Origin of the sequence: Pseudomonas sp. PDM09, from assembly GCF_014852305.1 — a bacterium.
Classification (GTDB): domain Bacteria; phylum Pseudomonadota; class Gammaproteobacteria; order Pseudomonadales; family Pseudomonadaceae; genus Aquipseudomonas.
Map to the genome: position 1 here is coordinate 69,159 of NZ_JACVBI010000007.1, position 18,202 is coordinate 87,360.

An 18,202-nucleotide genomic window follows, 5' to 3' on the forward strand; every position below is an offset into this window, starting at 1 on the left:
TGTTTGGGCGCATCCGCCCCACTGCGCTACAATCCTGCGCCTTTGCTGCCTGTCGGCTTTAATTCACAGATAGCGGGTCCGCGAACCATGGGTTACGCGCCGACCTGCATTGCGAGGTACCTCCATGGTGCACAGCATGACCGCCTTCGCCCGCGTCGAGAAAGCCGGCGTCCAGGGCACCCTGAGCTGGGAATTGCGCTCGGTCAACAGCCGCTACCTGGAACCCCACCTGCGTCTGCCGGAATCTTTCCGCGACCTCGAAGGCGCGGTCCGCGAAGCCCTGCGCCAGGAACTGTCCCGGGGCAAGCTCGAATGCACCCTGCGCTTTACCGAAGAAAGCACCGGCAAACCGCTGCAAGTGGACCGCGAGCGCGCCGCGCAACTGGTCGCTGCCGCCGAGACGGTCGCCAGCCTGATCAAGAACCCCGCCGCACTGAACCCGCTGGAAGTCCTGGCCTGGCCCGGCGTATTGGTGGCCGACGCCGCCGACCCGCAAGCGCTGAATGCCGAAGCCCTGGCGCTGTTCCATCAGGGCCTGAAAGAACTCAAGGCCGGTCGCGAGCGCGAAGGCACTGAGCTGGCGCGATTGATCGACGAGCGCCTGACCTCTATTGAAGGGGATGTGGTGATCCTGCGTGAGCTGGTCCCGCAGATGCTCGCCACCCAACGCCAGAAAGTTCTCGACCGCTTCACCGACATGAAGGCCGACCTCGACCCGCAGCGACTGGAACAGGAAATGGTCATGCTCGCGCAAAAGAGCGACGTCGCCGAAGAACTGGATCGCCTGAGCACTCACATCATCGAAGTTCGCCGGGTACTTAAATCCGGTGGCGCTGCCGGTCGGCGCCTGGACTTCCTGATGCAGGAACTCAACCGCGAAGCCAACACACTGGGCTCCAAAGCCTTCGACCCGCGCAGCACCCAAGCGGCGGTCAACCTCAAAGTGTTGATCGAGCAGATGCGCGAACAAGTGCAGAATATTGAGTAAGGCAAACCCGACATGACCCACAGCACCGGCACCCTGTACATCATTTCCGCCCCTTCGGGCGCGGGCAAGAGCAGTCTGGTCAAGGCTCTGACCGACGCCGACCAGGAGATCCGTGTCTCGGTCTCCCACACCACCCGCGCCATGCGCCCCGGTGAAGTGAACGGCGTGAACTATCACTTCGTCGAACGCAGCGAGTTCGTGAAGATGATCGAGCACGGGGATTTCCTCGAACGCGCCGAAGTGTTCGGCAATCTCTATGGCACCTCGCAAAGCCACCTGCAGCAAACCCTGGATGAAGGCCACGACCTGATTCTGGAAATCGACTGGCAGGGCGCAGAACAAGTGCGCAAGTTGATGCCCCAGGCCCGCTCGATCTTCATTCTGCCGCCATCCCTGGAAGCCTTGCGTCAGCGCCTGAACAATCGCGGCCAGGACAGCAACGAGGTCATCGAAGGCCGAATGCGTGAAGCCGTCAGCGAAATGAGCCACTACGTCGATTACGACTACCTGATCATCAACGACGATTTTGCCCACGCGCTGCGCGATTTGCAGGCGATTTTCCGCGCCAATCAGCTGCATCAGAAGCGTCAGCAGCAGCGTAACGGAAAACTTTTGGCTGAATTGCTCGGCTAAACAGCACTTCCCAAAAGCGCTGCAAGGGCTTTACATTGGCACTTATAGCGCGTTGATGGGCTTGGTCAAAAAATCAGCGCTTCCCTAATCGCTGGTGATTTTTTAAACTGTTGAGTCCGCTCGCCCACCCGGGCAGCGCGCATATTGCATTCGCTCCGAGGAATACCATGGCCCGCGTAACCGTTGAAGACTGCCTGAACCACGTGGAAAACCGTTTTGAGCTGGTCATGCTGTCCACCAAGCGTGCCCGTCAACTGGCCACCGGCGGCAAAGAGCCCCTGGTTCAGTGGGAAAACGACAAGCCTACTGTTGTAGCGCTGCGTGAAATCGCCGAAGGCCTGATGAGCTACGAGTTCATCGCCAACGCAGAAATCGTCGAAGACGAACCGCTGTTCGCAGCGTTCGAGGACGAGTCCAACGAGGCAGTATAAGTCCATGCCTGGTCGACGTAGCACGGCGCGGGGTCACAACGAACGGCAGGAATTATCATGCCGAGCATAGACGCCCTCGCCGATCGCTTATCGACCTACCTCGGCAAGGACCAGGTCAACCTGGTCCGCCGAGCGTACTTCTACGCCGAACAAGCCCACGATGGCCAACGCCGCCGCAGCGGTGAGGCGTACGTCACGCACCCACTCGCGGTTGCGAATATTCTTGCCGACATGCATATGGACCATCAGAGCCTGATGGCGGCCATGCTGCATGACGTGATCGAAGACACCGGTATTGCCAAGGAAGCGCTGCAAGCGCAGTTCGGCGAAACCGTGGCCGAACTGGTCGACGGGGTCAGCAAACTGACCCAGATGAACTTCGAGACCAAAGCCGAAGCCCAGGCCGAAAACTTCCAGAAAATGGCCATGGCCATGGCGCGCGACATTCGCGTGATCCTGGTCAAGCTGGCCGACCGCCTGCACAACATGCGGACCCTGGAAGTATTGTCCGGCGAAAAGCGCCGGCGGATCGCCAAGGAAACCCTGGAAATCTATGCGCCCATCGCCAACCGGCTGGGTATGCACGCCATCCGCATAGAATTCGAAGACCTCGGCTTCAAGGCCATGCACCCGATGCGCTCCGCACGGATCAACCAGGCGGTCAAACGCGCCCGGGGCAACCGCAAGGAAATCGTCAACAAGATCGAAGAGTCCCTCAGCCACTGCCTGGCCATCGACGGCATTCAGGGCGAGGTCAGCGGTCGTCAGAAACACCTCTACGGCATCTACAAAAAAATGCGCGGCAAGCGTCGAGCCTTCAACGAGATCATGGACGTCTACGCGTTCCGGATCATCGTCGACAAGGTCGATACCTGCTACCGCGTGCTGGGTGCCGTGCACAATTTGTACAAACCGTTGCCGGGGCGCTTCAAGGATTACATCGCGATCCCCAAGGCCAACGGCTACCAGTCGCTCCACACCACGCTGTTCGGCATGCACGGTGTACCGATCGAAATCCAGATCCGCACCCGTGAAATGGAAGAGATGGCCAACAATGGCATCGCCGCCCATTGGCTGTACAAATCCAGCGGCGACGAGCAGCCCAAAGGCACTCACGCCCGCGCCCGTCAGTGGGTCAAAGGCGTGCTGGAAATGCAGCAACGGGCCGGCAACTCGCTGGAATTCATCGAGAGCGTGAAGATCGACCTGTTCCCGGACGAGGTCTACGTGTTCACGCCCAAAGGCCGGATCATGGAGCTGCCCAAAGGCTCCACGGCGGTCGACTTCGCTTACGCGGTGCACACCGACGTGGGCAACAGCTGCATTGCCTGTCGGATCAATCGTCGTCTCGCACCGCTGTCCGAACCGCTGCAAAGCGGCTCCACGGTCGAGATCGTCAGCGCCCCCGGCGCGCGGCCGAACCCGGCTTGGCTCAACTTCGTGGTCACGGGCAAGGCGCGGACTCATATCCGCCATGCGCTGAAACTGCAACGCCGTTCCGAGTCCATCAGCCTCGGCGAACGCCTGCTGAACAAGGTGCTCAACGGCTTCGACAGCTCCCTGGAAAAAGTCCCGGCCGAGCGCGTGCAGTTGATGCTCCACGAATACCGCCTCGAACTGATCGAAGACCTGCTCGAAGACATTGGCCTGGGCAATCGCATGGCTTACGTGGTCGCCCGTCGCCTGCTCGGCGAAGGCGAACAGCTGCCAAGCCCGGAAGGCCCGCTGGCGATTCGTGGCACCGAAGGCCTGGTACTCAGTTACGCCAAGTGCTGCACGCCGATCCCGGGAGACCCGATTGTCGGCCACCTGTCCGCGGGCAAAGGCATGGTCGTGCACCTGGACAACTGCCGCAACATCAGCGAAATCCGTCACAACCCGGAAAAATGCATCCAGCTCTCGTGGGCCAAGGATGTCACCGGCGAATTCAATGTCGAGCTGCGCGTCGAACTGGAACACCAGCGCGGCCTGATCGCCCTGCTGGCCAGCAGCGTCAACGCGGCCGACGGCAATATCGAAAAAATCAGCATGGACGAACGCGACGGTCGTATCAGCGTGGTCCAACTGGTGGTCAGTGTGCACGACCGCGTGCACCTGGCCCGCGTGATCAAGAAACTGCGCGCCCTGACCGGGGTGATTCGCATCACCCGCATGCGCGCGTAGCCCCCCTTCACAAGGAGTCATACATGACCAAGACCGTTATCAACAGCGACAAGGCCCCGGCCGCCATCGGTACTTATTCCCAGGCGATCAAGGCTGGCAACACCGTTTACATGTCGGGTCAGATTCCTCTGGACCCAAAAACCATGGAACTGGTTGAAGGCTTCGAAGCCCAGACCGTCCAGGTGTTCGAGAACCTCAAAGCCGTGGCTGAAGCGGCCGGTGGTTCGTTCAAGGACATCGTCAAACTGAACATCTTCCTCACCGACTTGAGCCACTTCGCCAAGGTCAACGAGATCATGGGCAAGTACTTCGAGCAACCTTACCCAGCCCGCGCCGCCATCGGCGTAGCAGCCCTGCCGAAGGGTTCGCAGGTTGAAATGGATGCCATTCTGGTCATCGAGTAAACGTGCGGCGCAGCCCGCTAAAGGCTGCGCCGATCTTGTTTTGAAAGGATTCCACCATGCGCCAAGCGCTAGCTCTCTCGCTGGTCGCCCTTCTCTTGGGCGGTTGTGCCAGCGATCCTGCCGATCGTGATATCAGCGGCACCTGGATCAATCAGTCGGCGATCGATGCTGCATCCAAGGGCGGCCCCCTGCGGGAAGCGCTCCAGGCCTATGGCCCGAACCTGGAATGGGACGTCAACACCCGAGCCGGTCAGGCCCGCTACACCAATGGTTTTGAAAACGTCGAAGGCAAGCTGCTGGGCGAAGAGTCCGGCGCGTGGAAAGTCGACTTTTATGGCAGCTCCGCCAGCGAGCTGAAGCGTGATGGCAAGCAACTGAGCCAGGCCGCCAACGACAACGAGCCGGAGCAAGTCTTCGACCGTGCATCGGTCCCGGTACCCGAAGGCGCACCGATTGGCGCGAGTTTCGAGCGAGCGCTGTATTCGGCTTATATGGGCGGCAGCTGGAAAATCGTCAGCGGCCCGGGCGAAGGCAACACCGTGCAGTTCCAGGCCGATGGCCAGGTCGCCGGCCTGCCCGGTGCTGATCGTTATGCCCTGTGCCTGGCGGGCGATTGCGCGTCGATGAGCGGCGGCAACGACAACATCTGGCTGCAGGTGAACGGCCAGGGCAATACCTGGATCTTTGCGCGCAAGGGCAAGGAACTGGAGATTTTCCAGACGGTGAATACCGCACTGGCGGACGAGATGCCTTCGTTTACGCCGGGTGATCGCAAGTGGTTGCTGGAAAAACAGTAACCCGGCCCTGAGGTCAACGCAGAACCCATGTGGGAGCGAGCCTGCTCGCGATGAGGCCATAACATTCAACATCATCGTTGATTGTTAAACCGCCATCGCGAGCAGGCTCGCTCCCACAATTGTTTTGGGGTGACAGGATTTCAGCAGCGGCCTTCGAGGATCGCAGCGTAGCCTTCGCGGAAACTCGGATACTTCGGCGCCCAGCCCAAGGCCTTCGCCCGGGCATTGCTGCAGCGCTTGCTGCCAGTGCGCCGCACGCTCGCGTCGTCATCCCATTCGGTCACGCCTAAATACTCTCGTAGCCAGCCCACCACTTCTGCCAGTGGTGCTGGCGCATCGTCGACGCCGATATAGCAATCATCCAGCGCCACCCCGCGTTGATCCGCCTCAAGCAGAAACGCCAGCAATCCCGCCGCATCGTCGACATGAATGCGGTTGGCGTACAACGGTGGATCGATCGCCACGCGATAGCCGCGGCGGACCTGGGTCAGCAGCCTCTCTCGACCCGGACCATAAATACCGGTCAGGCGCACGAGACTGGCCGGGATGCCGCTATCGAGCGCCACCTGCTCGGCTTCGAGCATCAAACGCCCCGAGTAACCGCCCGCCACCGTCGGCGAAGTCTCATCGATCCACTCACCGCTCTGCTGGCCGTAAACACTGCTGCTGGAAACGAACAGCAGTCGATTGGGTACTTGCCCATAGTCGCTCAGCCATTCCAGCACGTGCTGCAAACCCTGCACATAAGCGGCGCGGTATCCGGCCTCATCGTGATCGGTAGCCGCCACGCAATACACCAGGTAATCCACCGCACCGATTGGCCAGGTCGCCGGGCAGTCTTTACTGAACAAGTCGCCGGCAACGCCAATCACGCCCTGTGGCAGGCGTGAGACATCACGCCGCAAGCCGTGAACTTCCCACCCACAAGCCAGCAATTGCGTAGCCAGACGACTGCCGACATCACCGCAGCCGGCGATCAAAACAGAAGGCGCGGACATCAGAAAACTCCTATCGGAAAGCTACAGACTAGCGTCGGCAAAGGACACGCGGCTAGCAATGAAGGAAAAAAAGATACTCTATTACTTTTGTTAACAAGAATTACTTGCAATAATGCCTGCCACTTTTGTTCTCGGCCTCACGAGGCCTGGAAGAACATTTACCGTTTTTTCCCTTTCAGGTCCGGCCAGCATGACACCCAATCAATTCCCCGCTTCGCCAACCAAACGACCTCGCGCCTGGAGCGCGGTGGCCGCCCTGCTGCTCAGCCTGATGCTGGCGCCGACCGCCGCCTTCGCCGATGCACAAGCGCCGGCCACCCAGCCTGCTGCCGCTCAAACACCCGCCGCGCCTGCCGTGACACCTGCCGCGACCGATCCGGTCCAGGCCATAGACGCCGCTGACGTGCCGGAAGTCCTCGAAGCCGACAATACGCTGGGCATGGCCCATGACTTGTCGCCGTGGGGCATGTACCAGAACGCCGACATCATCGTGAAGATCGTGATGATCGGCCTGGCCATCGCCTCAATCATCACCTGGACCATCTGGATCGCCAAGGGCTTCGAGCTGATGGGCGCCAAGCGTCGTCTGCGCACTGAAATCGTCCACCTGAAAAAAGCCGCCACCCTTAAAGAAGCCAGTGCGACGGCGGCCAAGGAAGGCACCCTCGCCAACCTGCTGGTCCACGACGCGCTGGAAGAAATGCGCCTGTCGGCCAACAGCCGCGAGAAGGAAGGCATCAAGGAACGTGTGAGCTTCCGCCTGGAGCGCCTCGTCGCTGCGTGCGGTCGCAACATGAGCAGCGGCACCGGCGTACTCGCCACCATCGGTTCCACCGCGCCGTTCGTCGGCCTGTTCGGCACCGTGTGGGGCATCATGAACAGCTTCATCGGCATCGCCAAAACCCAGACCACCAACCTCGCCGTCGTGGCTCCCGGCATCGCCGAAGCCCTGCTGGCAACCGCGCTGGGCCTGGTTGCAGCGATTCCTGCGGTGGTCATCTACAACGTCTTCGCCCGCTCCATCGCCGGTTACAAGGCACAAGTGTCCGACGCCTCGGCAGAAGTCCTGCTGCTGGTCAGCCGTGATCTCGACCACCTGCCGACCGAGCAGCGCAGCTCGCAACCGCACATGGTGAAAGTGGGGTAATCGGCCATGGGCCTGCATTTGAAAGAAGGCGCAGACGACGATCTGGCCGAGAACCACGAAATCAACGTCACGCCGTTCATCGACGTGATGCTGGTGCTGTTGATCATCTTCATGGTGGCGGCGCCGCTGGCCACCGTGGACATCAAGGTCGACCTGCCCGCCTCTACCGCCAAACCTGCACCTCGGCCAGAGAAACCGATGTTCCTCAGCGTGAAGGCTGACCAGCGCCTGTTCCTCGGCGAAGACGAAGTGAAGGCCGAGACCCTCGGCGCCACACTCGACGCCAAGACCCAGGGCAAGAAAGACACGACGATCTTCTTCCAGGCCGATAAAGGCGTGGACTACGGCGACTTGATGAGCGTGATGGACGCCCTGCGCGCCGCTGGCTACCTGAAGGTCGGCCTGGTCGGACTCGAGACGGCAGCCAAGAAATGATCAACACGCGCCAAAAGCTGACGCGTTACAGCGGGAGCCTGGCCGTGGTGCTGGGCGTCCATGCGCTGGCCATTGCGCTGGCGCTGAACTGGACGTCGCGCCCGCCGATCGAGCTGCCGCCGCAAGCGATGATGGTCGAGCTGGCGCCGGTTCCGGCCCCGCCACCGCCCGCACCACCAAAGGTGATCACGCCGCCACAGCCACCGGCCCCGGTGGAAGAACTGCCGATACCGAAGCTGGCTGAAGCGCCGAAGGCCGAGATCGCTGTACCGAAACCGGTCAAGCCCAAGCCGAAGCCTCAACCGCCCAAGCCTGTGGAGAAAAAGCCGGAGCCGCCGAAGGAGAAACCTTCCGAGGAAAAACCGAGCGACGCGCAACCGACCCAGGCACCGACGGAGAAATCCGCTCAGCCGGCACCCGGCCCATCGCCGGCGCAGCAAGCGGCCAAGGCCAGTTGGCAAGGCACCCTGCTCGCGCACTTGGCCAAGTACAAAAAGTACCCGGCCAGTGCACAGGCGCGGGGCAAGGAAGGTTTGAACCGTCTGCGCTTCGTGGTGGATGCCGAAGGGAACGTGTTGTCGTTCGAACTGGTGGGCCGCTCCGGCAACGCCGATCTGGACCGGGCCACCCTGGAAATGATCCGCCGCGCCCAACCGCTGCCCAAGCCACCGGCCGATATGCTGAACAACGGCTCCATCGAAATCGTTGCACCGTTCGTTTACTCGCTGGAACGCCGCCGTTAAGACACTGCCGAACCAATGTGGGAGCGGGCTTGCTCGCGAAAGCGGTGTGTCAGGCAATATTGATGTCGACTGACACTCCCTCTTCGCGAGCAAGCCCGCTCCCACAGGTTCTTCGGCGGCTACAAAACCTGTGAAAGGCACTCGAAAGGTGCCTTTTGCATATCTGGCAACGGCAAACCTGCATTGCCCAGTGTCACTCAACACACTCAGTCTGATAACGTGCGTCTATCGATTGCAGCCGGTATGCTTGGCCCGCAACTTCATGGACGCTTGCTATGACTCTGACAGAATTACGCTACATCGTTACCCTCGCCCAAGAGCAGCACTTCGGCCACGCGGCCGAGCGTTGCCACGTCAGCCAGCCGACCCTGTCGGTGGGCGTGAAAAAGCTTGAAGACGAACTCGGTGTGCTGATTTTCGAGCGCAGCAAGAGCGCCGTGCGCCTGACTCCGGTCGGCGAAGGCATTGTCGCCCAGGCACAGAAAGTCCTGGAGCAGGCCCAAGGCATCCGCGAGCTGGCCCAGGCCGGCAAGAACCAGTTGACCGCGCCGCTGAAAGTTGGCGCGATCTACACCGTCGGCCCGTACCTGTTTCCGCACCTGATTCCACAACTGCACCGGGTCGCCCCGCAGATGCCGTTGTACATCGAAGAAAACTTCACCCACGTGCTGCGCGACAAACTGCGCAACGGCGAGCTCGACGCGATCATCATCGCCCTGCCGTTCAACGAAGCCGACGTGCTGACCTTGCAGCTCTACGACGAGCCGTTCTACGTCCTGATGCCGGCCCAGCACCCGTGGACCCAAAAAGAATCCATCGACGCCGCCCTGCTCAACGACAAGAGCCTGCTGCTGCTCGGCGAAGGCCACTGCTTCCGCGATCAAGTGCTGGAAGCCTGCCCGACCCTGGCCAAAGGCAACGACGGCGCCAAACACACCACGGTGGAATCCAGCTCGCTGGAAACCATTCGCCACATGGTCGCCTCCGGCCTGGGCATTTCGATCCTGCCGCTCTCGGCGGTGGACAGCCACCACTACGCTCCCGGCGTGATCGAAGTACGCCCACTGAGCGCGCCGGTGCCGTTTCGCACCGTGGCCATCGCCTGGCGCGCGAGCTTCCCGCGGCCGAAGGCGATTGAAATCCTCGCCGACTCCATCCGCCTGTGCTCGGTGGCCAAGCCGCCAGCGCCGGTGGTGGCCGGTTAAGTCGCTGCCATGACCGAGTTGTCGCAAGTGTCGGTGACGGCACTCAAGGGTGTCGGCGAAGCCATGGCCGAGAAACTGGCCAAGGTCGGCCTGGAGAATCTCCAGGACGTGCTGTTCCACCTGCCGCTGCGTTATCAGGACCGCACCCGTGTGGTCCCGATCGGCCATTTGCGACCGGGTCAGGACGCCGTGATCGAAGGCACCGTCAGCGGCGCCGACGTGGTCATGGGCCGACGCCGCAGCCTGGTTGTCCGTCTGCAAGATGGCACCGGCGGGCTCAGCCTGCGCTTCTACCATTTCAGCAACGCCCAGAAAGAAGGCCTCAAACGCGGCACGCGCATTCGTTGCTACGGCGAAGCGCGGCCCGGTGCCTCGGGACTGGAGATCTACCACCCGGAATACCGCGCCATCACCGGCGACGAGCCACCGCCGGTGGACGAAACCCTGACCCCGGTTTACCCGCTCACCGAAGGCCTGACTCAACAGCGCTTGCGCCAGTTGTGCATGCAAACCCTGACCCTGCTCGGCCCCAGCAGCCTGCCCGACTGGCTGCCGACCGAACTGGCCCGGGACTATCAACTGGCGCCGCTGGCCGATGCAATCCGTTACCTGCATCACCCGCCCGCCGATGCCGATGTCGACGAACTCGCCCTCGGTCATCACTGGGCACAACACCGCTTGGCCTTCGAAGAACTGCTGACCCATCAACTGTCCCAGCAGCGCCTTCGTGAGAGCATGCGTGCCCTGCGCGCGCCGTCGATGCCAAAAGCCACGAAGCTGCCGACTCAGTATTTGGCCAACCTCGGCTTCACACCGACCGGCGCCCAGCAACGGGTCGGCAACGAAATCGCTTACGACCTCAGTCAGCACGAGCCTATGCTACGGCTGATCCAGGGCGACGTTGGCGCCGGCAAAACCGTGGTCGCTGCCCTCGCCGCACTGCAAGCGCTGGAGGCCGGTTATCAGGTCGCATTGATGGCGCCCACAGAGATTCTCGCCGAGCAGCATTTCATCACCTTCAAGCGCTGGCTCGAACCGCTGGGCATCGAAGTCGCGTGGCTGGCCGGCAAGCTCAAGGGTAAAAATCGTGTCGCCGCGCTGGAGCAAATCGCCAGCGGTACGCCAATGGTGGTCGGCACCCACGCGTTGTTTCAGGAAGAGGTGCAGTTCAAGAACCTGGCGCTGGCAATCATCGACGAACAACATCGCTTCGGCGTGCAGCAACGCCTGGCATTGCGACAGAAGGGCGTCGGCGGACGGATGTGTCCGCACCAGCTGATCATGACCGCCACGCCGATTCCCCGGACGCTGGCCATGAGCGCCTACGCCGACCTCGACACCTCGATCCTCGACGAGCTGCCACCCGGCCGTACGCCCGTAAACACGGTACTGGTCACCGACACCCGTCGCGTCGAAGTGATCGAACGGGTGCGCGGCGCTTGTGCCGAAGGGCGACAGGCCTATTGGGTGTGCACGCTGATCGAAGAGTCTGAAGAGCTGACCTGCCAGGCCGCCGAAACCACGTATGAAGACCTTACCGCCGCCCTCGGCGAGTTGAAAGTCGGCTTGATCCACGGTCGCATGAAGCCCGCCGAGAAAGCTGCGGTGATGGCCGAGTTCAAGGCCGGCAACCTGCAACTGCTGGTCGCCACCACCGTGATCGAAGTCGGCGTCGACGTGCCCAACGCCAGCCTGATGATCATCGAAAACCCCGAACGCCTCGGCCTCGCGCAGCTGCACCAACTGCGTGGCCGTGTCGGTCGGGGCAGCGCCGTCAGCCATTGCGTGCTGCTTTACCATCCGCCGCTGTCGCAGATCGGCCGTCAGCGCCTGGGCATCATGCGCGAAACCAACGACGGTTTTGTCATCGCCGAAAAAGACCTCGAACTGCGTGGCCCCGGCGAAATGCTCGGCACCCGCCAGACCGGTCTGCTGCAATTCAAGGTCGCCGACCTGATGCGCGACGCCGACTTGCTGCCCGCCGTGCGCGACGCCGCTCAGGCTTTGCTCGAACGCTGGCCGGATCACGTCAGCCCGCTGCTCGACCGCTGGCTACGCCATGGGCAGCAATACGGCCAAGTGTGAGCACTGTCGCAGTTTCTGGACCCTGGCGTTAATCAAGCTGGTTATACTCCTGCAATTGTTTGCAAACGGATACAGACCATGACAGAAGCTGCCCTCGCCCCCGAAACCCCGCACGCTCCGTCTGTTATTCGGCTGCTGCTCGCCAAACTGGGCATCGCCTATGAAGAAGTCCTCGACCATCACGGCCTGAACGCCGCGCGTAAAGTGCAGGCAGTTTTGCTGGACGATGCGGTCGGCGCGCTCATGGTGCTGTTCCCCCAGAGCCAATTGCTGGACCTCAACCGCCTCGCCGAACTCACCGGCCGCCGGTTGACCGCCGTACCCACCGAACGCTTGGTAAAAATGCTCGGCAAACACAGCCTGAGCCTGTTGCCCGGTCTGCCGGCACTCACCAGCTCGCCGTGCCTGTATGAAGAAAGCCTGCTGCGCGAACCGACGTTGCTGATCAACTCGGGAGAGCCGGGCGTGCTGCTGGAAATCTCCAGCGACGATTTCAAAACCATGCTCACCAAGGCCAGCGCCGGCAATTTCGGCGAAGCCGTGAACCGCATCCGTCCAAACCTCGACCGCCCCGACGATGACCGCGAGGAAATCACCCAGGCCGTGCAAGCGTTCACCGCGCGGCGCATCCAGCAGCGCCTGGAAGAGACCATCGAGATTCCGCCGCTGGCCGAAACCGCGCAGAAAATCATCAAACTGCGCGTCGACCCCAACGCCACCATCGACGACATCACCGGCGTCGTCGAAACCGACCCGGCCCTCGCCGCACAAGTCGTCAGTTGGGCAGCGTCGCCGTACTACGCCTCGCCGGGCAAGATTCGTTCAGTGGAAGACGCCATCGTCCGGGTATTGGGTTTCGACCTGGTGATCAACCTGGCGCTGGGCCTGGCCTTGGGCAAAACCCTGAGCCTGCCCAAAGACCACCCGCAACACACCACGCCGTACTGGCAGCAATCGATCTACACCGCCGCCGTCATCGAAGGCCTGACCCGCGCCATGCCCCGCGCCCAGCGCCCGGAAGCCGGCCTGACCTACCTCGCCGGCCTGCTGCACAACTTCGGTTACCTGCTGCTGGCCCACGTGTTCCCGCCGCACTTCTCGCTGATCTGCCGCCACCTGGAAGTCAACCCGCACCTGTGCCACAGCTACGTGGAACAACACCTGCTGGGCATCAGCCGCGAACAGATCGGCTCATGGCTGATGCGCTACTGGGACATGCCCGACGAACTGGCCACCGCCCTGCGCTTCCAGCACGACCCAAGCTACGACGGCGACTACGCCGAATACCCGAACCTTGTGTGCCTGGCCGTACGCCTGCTGCGCAGCCGCGGGATTGGGTCTGGGCCGGATGAAGACATTCCGGATGCGTTGCTGGAGCGTGTTGGCTTGACTCGCGACAAAGCCAACGACGTGGTCAGCAAAGTTCTGGAAGCAGAAGTGCTGCTGCGCGAACTGGCTTCGCAATTCAGCCAGGCCTAAAAAGCATCGCGGGCAAGCCTCGCTCCCGCAGGATTCAGGCGATCCCTGTAGGAGCGAGGCTTGCCCGCGAAGAACCCAACTCGTTCCACCTGAATCACCACCATCCCACTGTGGCGAGGGAGCTTGCTCCCGCTCGACCGAGCCAGCAACGACAGAAAGCAAGCGCCCGGCTATGATTTGACGGCAAATAGAGGGCTTTCCCATGACCCAAACAGCCAGTGTTGCAAGCCAAGTCCGTAAGCTTGCGAAAGAAAACAAGGTCACTGCTGGACGTGACGGCATGAGTCGTATGGCCGTGAGCATTACCCATTTGGCTGGCGATGTCGTCGAGTTGGATGGTATCGAACAGTTACTCGTCAATCTCAAGAGAAAAGGCGTTCTAAGCAAGTCTGAGATCCTGGCGCTGCAAGGGCGCTACCTTCAGGAGAGACGTGCGCAGAAACATAGCGCATGATTTTTAATCCGCTCAACGACTTAGAGGCCGCACAGCCACTCGACGCCCGCGAGCCTCCTGAGTCGGATGGCTGAAGAGGCTAGCCTGCTCTCGAAAATCCCGGCGAGCTACCTGAAAGACCTATGCCTTCGGCTTGGCCTTCCTCGGTTTCAAATACTTGGTCAACCCCTGAAACCACATCACCAACGCCGGGTTGCCCTTGATCTGAATCGACTTGTCCTGAATCCCGGTCATAAACGCCAACTGCTTGTTCTTCGCCTGCATCGTGGCAAAACCATACGCGGCATCCTTAAACGCAATCGCAAACGCCGGCTCGGCATACACACCCGACTTGCTGGTAATGCGCTGATCCTTCACAAAGAAATGCCGCGCCACCTTCCCGTCCAGGGTCTGTAGCTGAAACACCAATGCCTTGTCACCCAACTGCTGCTGAAACGCAGGATTAGTCCGACTGGCCTTACCCATCAACAAACCCAGCATCCACAGAAGAAAACGAAATTTCATGCGCACAGCCTCAAAAGAAAAATGAACGGCCGGCGCAGTGTAGCGGCTTCAAGCCAGAACGCCACCATCGTGTTGCGTTAGAAGAAGATGAACTGCTTTTCCCGCATGATGACCACCAAGTCACGCTTTACCGCCTCAACCTTGATCGTTCCCACGCTCTCGCGTGGGAATGCATCCCGTGACGCTCCGCGTCACACCCAACGCCCGCCCTACACCTGAAGAAACACATTCCTGTAGGAGCTGCCGAAGGCTGCGATCTTTTGATCTTGATGCCCTCAAACTTATCGGACATTTCCTTCAAAACGCCGGGCTGTCCATGAACTAGGCAGCTTGGTCCCTCATCGATAACCTCTGTTCGTCACCGCAAAATCGGTGATTCGGACGTGCAAGTCCGATCCAGGTGCACAATCGTTGATGGCAATTCATCGAGCGTTTTCCTATGCTCGCGGATCGTTATGGCGGCTGTGCGTCGGAGACCTTCGGGTCTGCCGGCCCCTGGACCGGTCTTGCACACCAACGCACAGCTGCCACCTCTTCGAAGTGCAAAGCGAAACGGTGTCAGCCTCTTAATTCCAGGAAGCTACATCTATGATCAAGCCGACACCGAATCCACCAGAAAACGAAGCCACATCCCCCTACGAATCCTTTGATTCCAGAAAACTCCACGAAGCCGCCGAACGCGCCTTAGACCACCACTTTGGCCCGCCGCCCACTGAAAAACCCAAACCACGCAAAGGTAAGCTCTTCACCGTCTCCCCCGACATCGACACCGAAGCCCTCCTGGCCAACGCCTCGGAAGACCTGCTGTCCATCAGCGCCATCGCCGCCAACCTGGCCGACGACGTGGACGGTACACGGCGCTCCTTAGCCTTGGCGCTCAGCAGATTGGCGGATGGGGTCCGGTTGTTGGTGGAGCGAGCGCTGGATCACATTGATTCGCCGAATCCGGCGGAGTATCGGTCGAAGGCGTAGCAACTTCGCGAATAGAGAACGGGGGGCTTCGCGTCCCCCTTCTTGATGAACCAAAATCGCACCGAGCCTCAATACGATCGACCAGTTGAACGTCCCCTTCTTCAACGTTTATATCTGCCCAGCGAAATTCACAGACAGTGGCTAGCCTTTATGGCTGAGCCTTGCGAAACCAACCGCTTCACGCTGTCGCTACCCTGCGGGCTACCTTTGTCAGCTGACAACTGATAACAGGCCAACGCCCGGGACATATCCTTCGTTCCCAACTCGCCACTCTCAAAAGAAGAAGCCAGATAGTTAATCGCCTCTGTGGATCCCATGGAAACCGCGCGAATAACTTCCCTTTCTGCCTGCTCGGGGTGCAGGCAAGGGCCGTTATAGTCGGTGGAATTACCGTTACAAAAATAAGTGGCATAACCCAACGCGCCGCTCGGTGTCGTCGATGCCGCTTTAAACAGAGCCTCAAGCTTGCTGGTTTCCAACTGAGGTGCCATCTGCGAAAGACTCAAGCTTGCCGCCGACAGACTTGCCTGTGGATCACCCGACTCTGCAGCACAGACATAGTTCTCCAAGGACGCTTCAAACAACTCCTTAGTCAGACGGTATTGCTCAAAAGACCCTAACCCACCCAAGCCCTCAGCACGCTGATAACAGAAGTTCTCGGCGCGGCTCATTCCTGGCTTACTGGATGCGACAAGCTCTTTCTCGCTGATCGACCAATCTTCAACACCCACAAGCGCCCAGCATGCCTTTCTAGAAAAGTTAAAAATCTTGATGTTGCTGTTACCTGCTCGTTTATCCACAACGTTAACGTGACGGTCGTCGACTGGTTCGATCTCAATCCCTTCAGTCTTACCTTCCCCCATCGCAGCCATCAACGGAAACGCTAAACCGGAGCCTGTCTCCGCAGTAATAAGAGGTACAAATCGGCCCGGGTCTTCTGTCCGCTTCAACACCAGTATCTTCACCGCCAGCGCAGTGAGGCGCTTCTGGGACTCAGTATTGGCGGAGAACGCCGGCAGAAACTGGGCAAAGTTCTGGGATGGACACGAGACGTCTGACCTTCGCCCAACAGCTGAACCACTCACGATGTCGGGCGCAATATTGTCCAGAAAAACTGTACGCTCGCGGCTCATTCTTGCGATGCAATTGTTCACCGTCGCCACATAGGCGGACGTGCCAGGCTTAATCTCAAACGCTTCGAGCGGACAATTCGCATCGCGCAATTTTATCCACACACGCTGTGCTTCTTTGACCTTCGCCGTATACGCCGCCCCAGTGTCGGGTTCGACTCGATACTGCGCTTCGAGTCGAGCCATCAACTGGTGGTAACTCGTATTCAACTGAGAATCGGCATCGTTCTTCGCGACATCAGAACACCTGTCAATTTGCTCGCTTATGGTGATCTCGTTGCAATCATCCTGCGCAAACGCAGTGGGCCAACCTAGCAGGCCACTAAACATTGCTCCAACAATGAGCCCGATAAACTGATTCATCCCAATCATCCTTGTAGTTTTTTACACACCCTTCGTAAGGGGTTATGGCGTATTAAGGTGCTTCTTTACATATGCCTTTATTGAGGCCGCATCTTTATAAGCAAACGTTTGTGGCACACCCTCACTAAAGCCATCGATCCCGCTCAAGTACCTATTAGCCTGAATCAATTGATTGGAGATCAGCCTACCACTACTACTTCGTGCATAAGCATAGATCTGATACAGAGTACCGTAGGTGCCAATGCCTCTATGGTTAAGTTCCCAAGAAACCAAAACAAAGACATTCTTTACATCCTGGACCGGATAAAAAAATATCGATTCGACCTTAGGCGGCGAACCAGCAACATCATATTTATCAACTAGCTGTCTGGCCAATACCCCATCGCTGTTTTTTACATCGAGGACTAAAGACACGGGATACTCTGCATCTCCCGTTTCCAAAACCGATAACTCCGCATTTTCTACAACAGTTGTTGTATATGGTCCATCTACTACTGCCCCCCGCAGATAGAAGCTATCGTCCTGAGCCACGGAGACCCTACAGAGAATAAACACCAATAATGAAAAACAAAATTTACGCATCACAACAACCTGCTTAAACAAAAAAAGGATTAACAACAAATAATGGAAACCAAACGCGTGAGTGGATTACAGAGGAAAGGGGACAGATATATTTATACCTAACAGCAAAAATAGATTTGCGCCCCTGCGTTGCAGTTATTTATCACTAGGTTCAACGTAATACGTTTCAGCATGCTTAAGCAGCGACAGAAAGCTTTTCCTCACCTCATTCGTGTCCTTTTCCTCGCCACATGTTTCTATAAAAAATACATGATTCTTGCCTGCCTCAAATGAGGTGGTAAAACAAACGGCACCTAAAAAATACACACCCTCTACTCCAGACCAATTGCTACCAGAGTACAGTCTTGCTTTTGATAGTGGATGCGATCCAGTGCCAACTTTCAATCCATCTTTTTCTTGCACATAATCGCCAGATATTGCATCCGCCAAAGTCATATCTTCGCAGCCGATTTTAATATCCCGCACCCTACCGTCTTTATATTTGTATTTGACAATGGTCTCACCTTCACTTGTCTTCCCAGATGAGAAACCAGAGAAATCCCTCACTTTCATCATACAGCCGTTGCTTTCAACAATTAGACCCTCTCCGGCGTGCGCCAGCAAAAATGAGGACAACAAATACAAAGCTGCGACCTTAATCACTGTTTCTGCCTCTTAATAAAGGAAGGAATTGATGCAGGCAACTCTCC

The 18,202-nt window shown here is 59.1% G+C and carries 19 protein-coding genes; 14 read left to right on the plus strand and 5 right to left on the minus strand.

Annotated elements, in window-relative coordinates; translation table 11 throughout:
- Positions 1-124 precede the first annotated feature (124 nt).
- The 6 genes from IB250_RS17690 (at position 125) to IB250_RS17715 (ending at position 5,416) form a co-directional block, all read left to right on the plus strand.
- A complete protein-coding gene (locus IB250_RS17690) occupies positions 125-988 on the plus strand; it encodes a YicC/YloC family endoribonuclease (protein WP_123499449.1) in 864 nt (287 codons plus the stop codon).
- Between the two features lie 12 nt (positions 989-1,000).
- Positions 1,001-1,621 carry a guanylate kinase gene (gene gmk, locus IB250_RS17695; RefSeq protein ID WP_007894672.1) on the plus strand — a complete coding sequence of 207 codons (621 nt, stop codon included), beginning with the start codon at positions 1,001-1,003 and terminating at the stop codon, positions 1,619-1,621.
- 167 nt (positions 1,622-1,788) lie between these two features.
- Positions 1,789-2,052, plus strand: a complete 264-nt coding sequence (gene rpoZ, locus IB250_RS17700; RefSeq protein WP_007894670.1) for a DNA-directed RNA polymerase subunit omega — start codon at positions 1,789-1,791, stop codon at positions 2,050-2,052.
- A 57-nt stretch (positions 2,053-2,109) separates the two neighbouring features.
- Positions 2,110-4,215, plus strand: a complete 2,106-nt coding sequence (gene spoT / locus IB250_RS17705) for a bifunctional GTP diphosphokinase/guanosine-3',5'-bis pyrophosphate 3'-pyrophosphohydrolase (protein ID WP_007934594.1) — start codon at positions 2,110-2,112, stop codon at positions 4,213-4,215.
- Between the two features lie 23 nt (positions 4,216-4,238).
- Entirely contained in the window at positions 4,239-4,619 is a 381-nt protein-coding gene (locus IB250_RS17710) for a RidA family protein (protein ID WP_095633622.1), read from the plus strand.
- Between the two features lie 56 nt (positions 4,620-4,675).
- A complete protein-coding gene (locus IB250_RS17715; RefSeq protein ID WP_123499443.1) occupies positions 4,676-5,416 on the plus strand; it encodes a hypothetical protein in 741 nt (246 codons plus the stop codon).
- A gap of 140 nt (positions 5,417-5,556) precedes the next feature.
- Here the strand turns inward: IB250_RS17715 and IB250_RS17720 are convergent, their stop codons facing one another.
- Positions 5,557-6,414 (minus strand): SDR family oxidoreductase, encoded by an 858-nt coding sequence (locus tag IB250_RS17720; RefSeq protein ID WP_192345053.1) that lies wholly within the window; start codon positions 6,412-6,414, stop codon positions 5,557-5,559.
- A gap of 190 nt (positions 6,415-6,604) precedes the next feature.
- Here IB250_RS17720 and exbB point away from each other — a divergent pair, with 190 nt between their 5' ends.
- The 7 genes from exbB (at position 6,605) to IB250_RS17755 (ending at position 13,962) form a co-directional block, all read left to right on the plus strand.
- A complete protein-coding gene (gene exbB, locus IB250_RS17725; RefSeq protein WP_008073416.1) occupies positions 6,605-7,561 on the plus strand; it encodes a tonB-system energizer ExbB in 957 nt (318 codons plus the stop codon).
- A 6-nt stretch (positions 7,562-7,567) separates the two neighbouring features.
- Positions 7,568-7,996, plus strand: a complete 429-nt coding sequence (gene exbD, locus IB250_RS17730; RefSeq protein ID WP_192345054.1) for a TonB system transport protein ExbD — start codon at positions 7,568-7,570, stop codon at positions 7,994-7,996.
- Positions 7,993-8,739, plus strand: a complete 747-nt coding sequence (locus IB250_RS17735; protein WP_123499437.1) for an energy transducer TonB — start codon at positions 7,993-7,995, stop codon at positions 8,737-8,739. The genes exbD and IB250_RS17735 overlap by 4 nt, the downstream gene beginning before the upstream one ends.
- 275 nt (positions 8,740-9,014) lie before the next feature.
- A complete protein-coding gene (locus IB250_RS17740) occupies positions 9,015-9,944 on the plus strand; it encodes a hydrogen peroxide-inducible genes activator (RefSeq protein WP_008007618.1) in 930 nt (309 codons plus the stop codon).
- 9 nt (positions 9,945-9,953) lie between these two features.
- On the plus strand, positions 9,954-12,029 hold the full coding sequence (gene recG, locus IB250_RS17745; RefSeq protein ID WP_123499435.1) for an ATP-dependent DNA helicase RecG: 2,076 nt from the start codon (positions 9,954-9,956) through the stop codon (positions 12,027-12,029).
- A gap of 78 nt (positions 12,030-12,107) precedes the next feature.
- Positions 12,108-13,508, plus strand: a complete 1,401-nt coding sequence (locus IB250_RS17750) for an aminoacyl-tRNA deacylase and HDOD domain-containing protein (protein ID WP_192345055.1) — start codon at positions 12,108-12,110, stop codon at positions 13,506-13,508.
- A gap of 202 nt (positions 13,509-13,710) precedes the next feature.
- On the plus strand, positions 13,711-13,962 hold the full coding sequence (locus IB250_RS17755; RefSeq protein WP_192345056.1) for a hypothetical protein: 252 nt from the start codon (positions 13,711-13,713) through the stop codon (positions 13,960-13,962).
- Between the two features lie 120 nt (positions 13,963-14,082).
- Here IB250_RS17755 and IB250_RS17760 read toward each other — a convergent pair whose 3' ends face one another.
- A complete protein-coding gene (locus IB250_RS17760) occupies positions 14,083-14,466 on the minus strand; it encodes an SCP2 sterol-binding domain-containing protein (RefSeq protein ID WP_192345057.1) in 384 nt (127 codons plus the stop codon).
- Between the two features lie 588 nt (positions 14,467-15,054).
- Here IB250_RS17760 and IB250_RS17765 point away from each other — a divergent pair.
- Positions 15,055-15,438 carry a DUF6124 family protein gene (locus IB250_RS17765; protein WP_192345058.1) on the plus strand — a complete coding sequence of 128 codons (384 nt, stop codon included), beginning with the start codon at positions 15,055-15,057 and terminating at the stop codon, positions 15,436-15,438.
- A gap of 128 nt (positions 15,439-15,566) precedes the next feature.
- Here the strand turns inward: IB250_RS17765 and IB250_RS17770 are convergent, their stop codons facing one another.
- The 3 genes from IB250_RS17770 to IB250_RS17780 all read right to left on the minus strand — a co-directional run bounded on the left by IB250_RS17770 (position 15,567) and on the right by IB250_RS17780 (position 18,155).
- Positions 15,567-16,931 carry a lysozyme inhibitor LprI family protein gene (locus tag IB250_RS17770; RefSeq protein ID WP_192345059.1) on the minus strand — a complete coding sequence of 455 codons (1,365 nt, stop codon included), beginning with the start codon at positions 16,929-16,931 and terminating at the stop codon, positions 15,567-15,569.
- Between the two features lie 42 nt (positions 16,932-16,973).
- The gene (locus IB250_RS17775; protein ID WP_192345258.1) at positions 16,974-17,513 is read right to left on the minus strand and encodes a hypothetical protein; all 540 of its coding nucleotides are present in this window, start codon (positions 17,511-17,513) and stop codon (positions 16,974-16,976) included.
- Positions 17,514-17,648: 135 nt separating this feature from the next.
- Complete coding sequence (locus IB250_RS17780; RefSeq protein WP_192345060.1) at positions 17,649-18,155, minus strand: hypothetical protein; 507 nt, start codon at positions 18,153-18,155, stop codon at positions 17,649-17,651.
- Positions 18,156-18,202: the final 47 nt, after the last annotated feature.

Bases quoted from the DNA above. Each gene is read 5' to 3' on its own strand.
- IB250_RS17690 (WP_123499449.1), top strand. From the start codon at position 125: ATGGTGCACAGCATGACCGCCTTCGCCCGCGTCGAGAAAGCCGGCGTC.
- gmk (WP_007894672.1), top strand. From the start codon at position 1,001: ATGACCCACAGCACCGGCACCCTGTACATCATTTCCGCCCCTTCGGGC.
- rpoZ (WP_007894670.1), top strand. From the start codon at position 1,789: ATGGCCCGCGTAACCGTTGAAGACTGCCTGAACCACGTGGAAAACCGT.
- spoT (WP_007934594.1), top strand. From the start codon at position 2,110: ATGCCGAGCATAGACGCCCTCGCCGATCGCTTATCGACCTACCTCGGC.
- IB250_RS17710 (WP_095633622.1), top strand. From the start codon at position 4,239: ATGACCAAGACCGTTATCAACAGCGACAAGGCCCCGGCCGCCATCGGT.
- IB250_RS17715 (WP_123499443.1), top strand. From the start codon at position 4,676: ATGCGCCAAGCGCTAGCTCTCTCGCTGGTCGCCCTTCTCTTGGGCGGT.
- IB250_RS17720 (WP_192345053.1), bottom strand. From the start codon at position 6,414: ATGTCCGCGCCTTCTGTTTTGATCGCCGGCTGCGGTGATGTCGGCAGT.
- exbB (WP_008073416.1), top strand. From the start codon at position 6,605: ATGACACCCAATCAATTCCCCGCTTCGCCAACCAAACGACCTCGCGCC.
- exbD (WP_192345054.1), top strand. From the start codon at position 7,568: ATGGGCCTGCATTTGAAAGAAGGCGCAGACGACGATCTGGCCGAGAAC.
- IB250_RS17735 (WP_123499437.1), top strand. From the start codon at position 7,993: ATGATCAACACGCGCCAAAAGCTGACGCGTTACAGCGGGAGCCTGGCC.
- IB250_RS17740 (WP_008007618.1), top strand. From the start codon at position 9,015: ATGACTCTGACAGAATTACGCTACATCGTTACCCTCGCCCAAGAGCAG.
- recG (WP_123499435.1), top strand. From the start codon at position 9,954: ATGACCGAGTTGTCGCAAGTGTCGGTGACGGCACTCAAGGGTGTCGGC.
- IB250_RS17750 (WP_192345055.1), top strand. From the start codon at position 12,108: ATGACAGAAGCTGCCCTCGCCCCCGAAACCCCGCACGCTCCGTCTGTT.
- IB250_RS17755 (WP_192345056.1), top strand. From the start codon at position 13,711: ATGACCCAAACAGCCAGTGTTGCAAGCCAAGTCCGTAAGCTTGCGAAA.
- IB250_RS17760 (WP_192345057.1), bottom strand. From the start codon at position 14,466: ATGAAATTTCGTTTTCTTCTGTGGATGCTGGGTTTGTTGATGGGTAAG.
- IB250_RS17765 (WP_192345058.1), top strand. From the start codon at position 15,055: ATGATCAAGCCGACACCGAATCCACCAGAAAACGAAGCCACATCCCCC.
- IB250_RS17770 (WP_192345059.1), bottom strand. From the start codon at position 16,931: ATGAATCAGTTTATCGGGCTCATTGTTGGAGCAATGTTTAGTGGCCTG.
- IB250_RS17775 (WP_192345258.1), bottom strand. From the start codon at position 17,513: ATGCGTAAATTTTGTTTTTCATTATTGGTGTTTATTCTCTGTAGGGTC.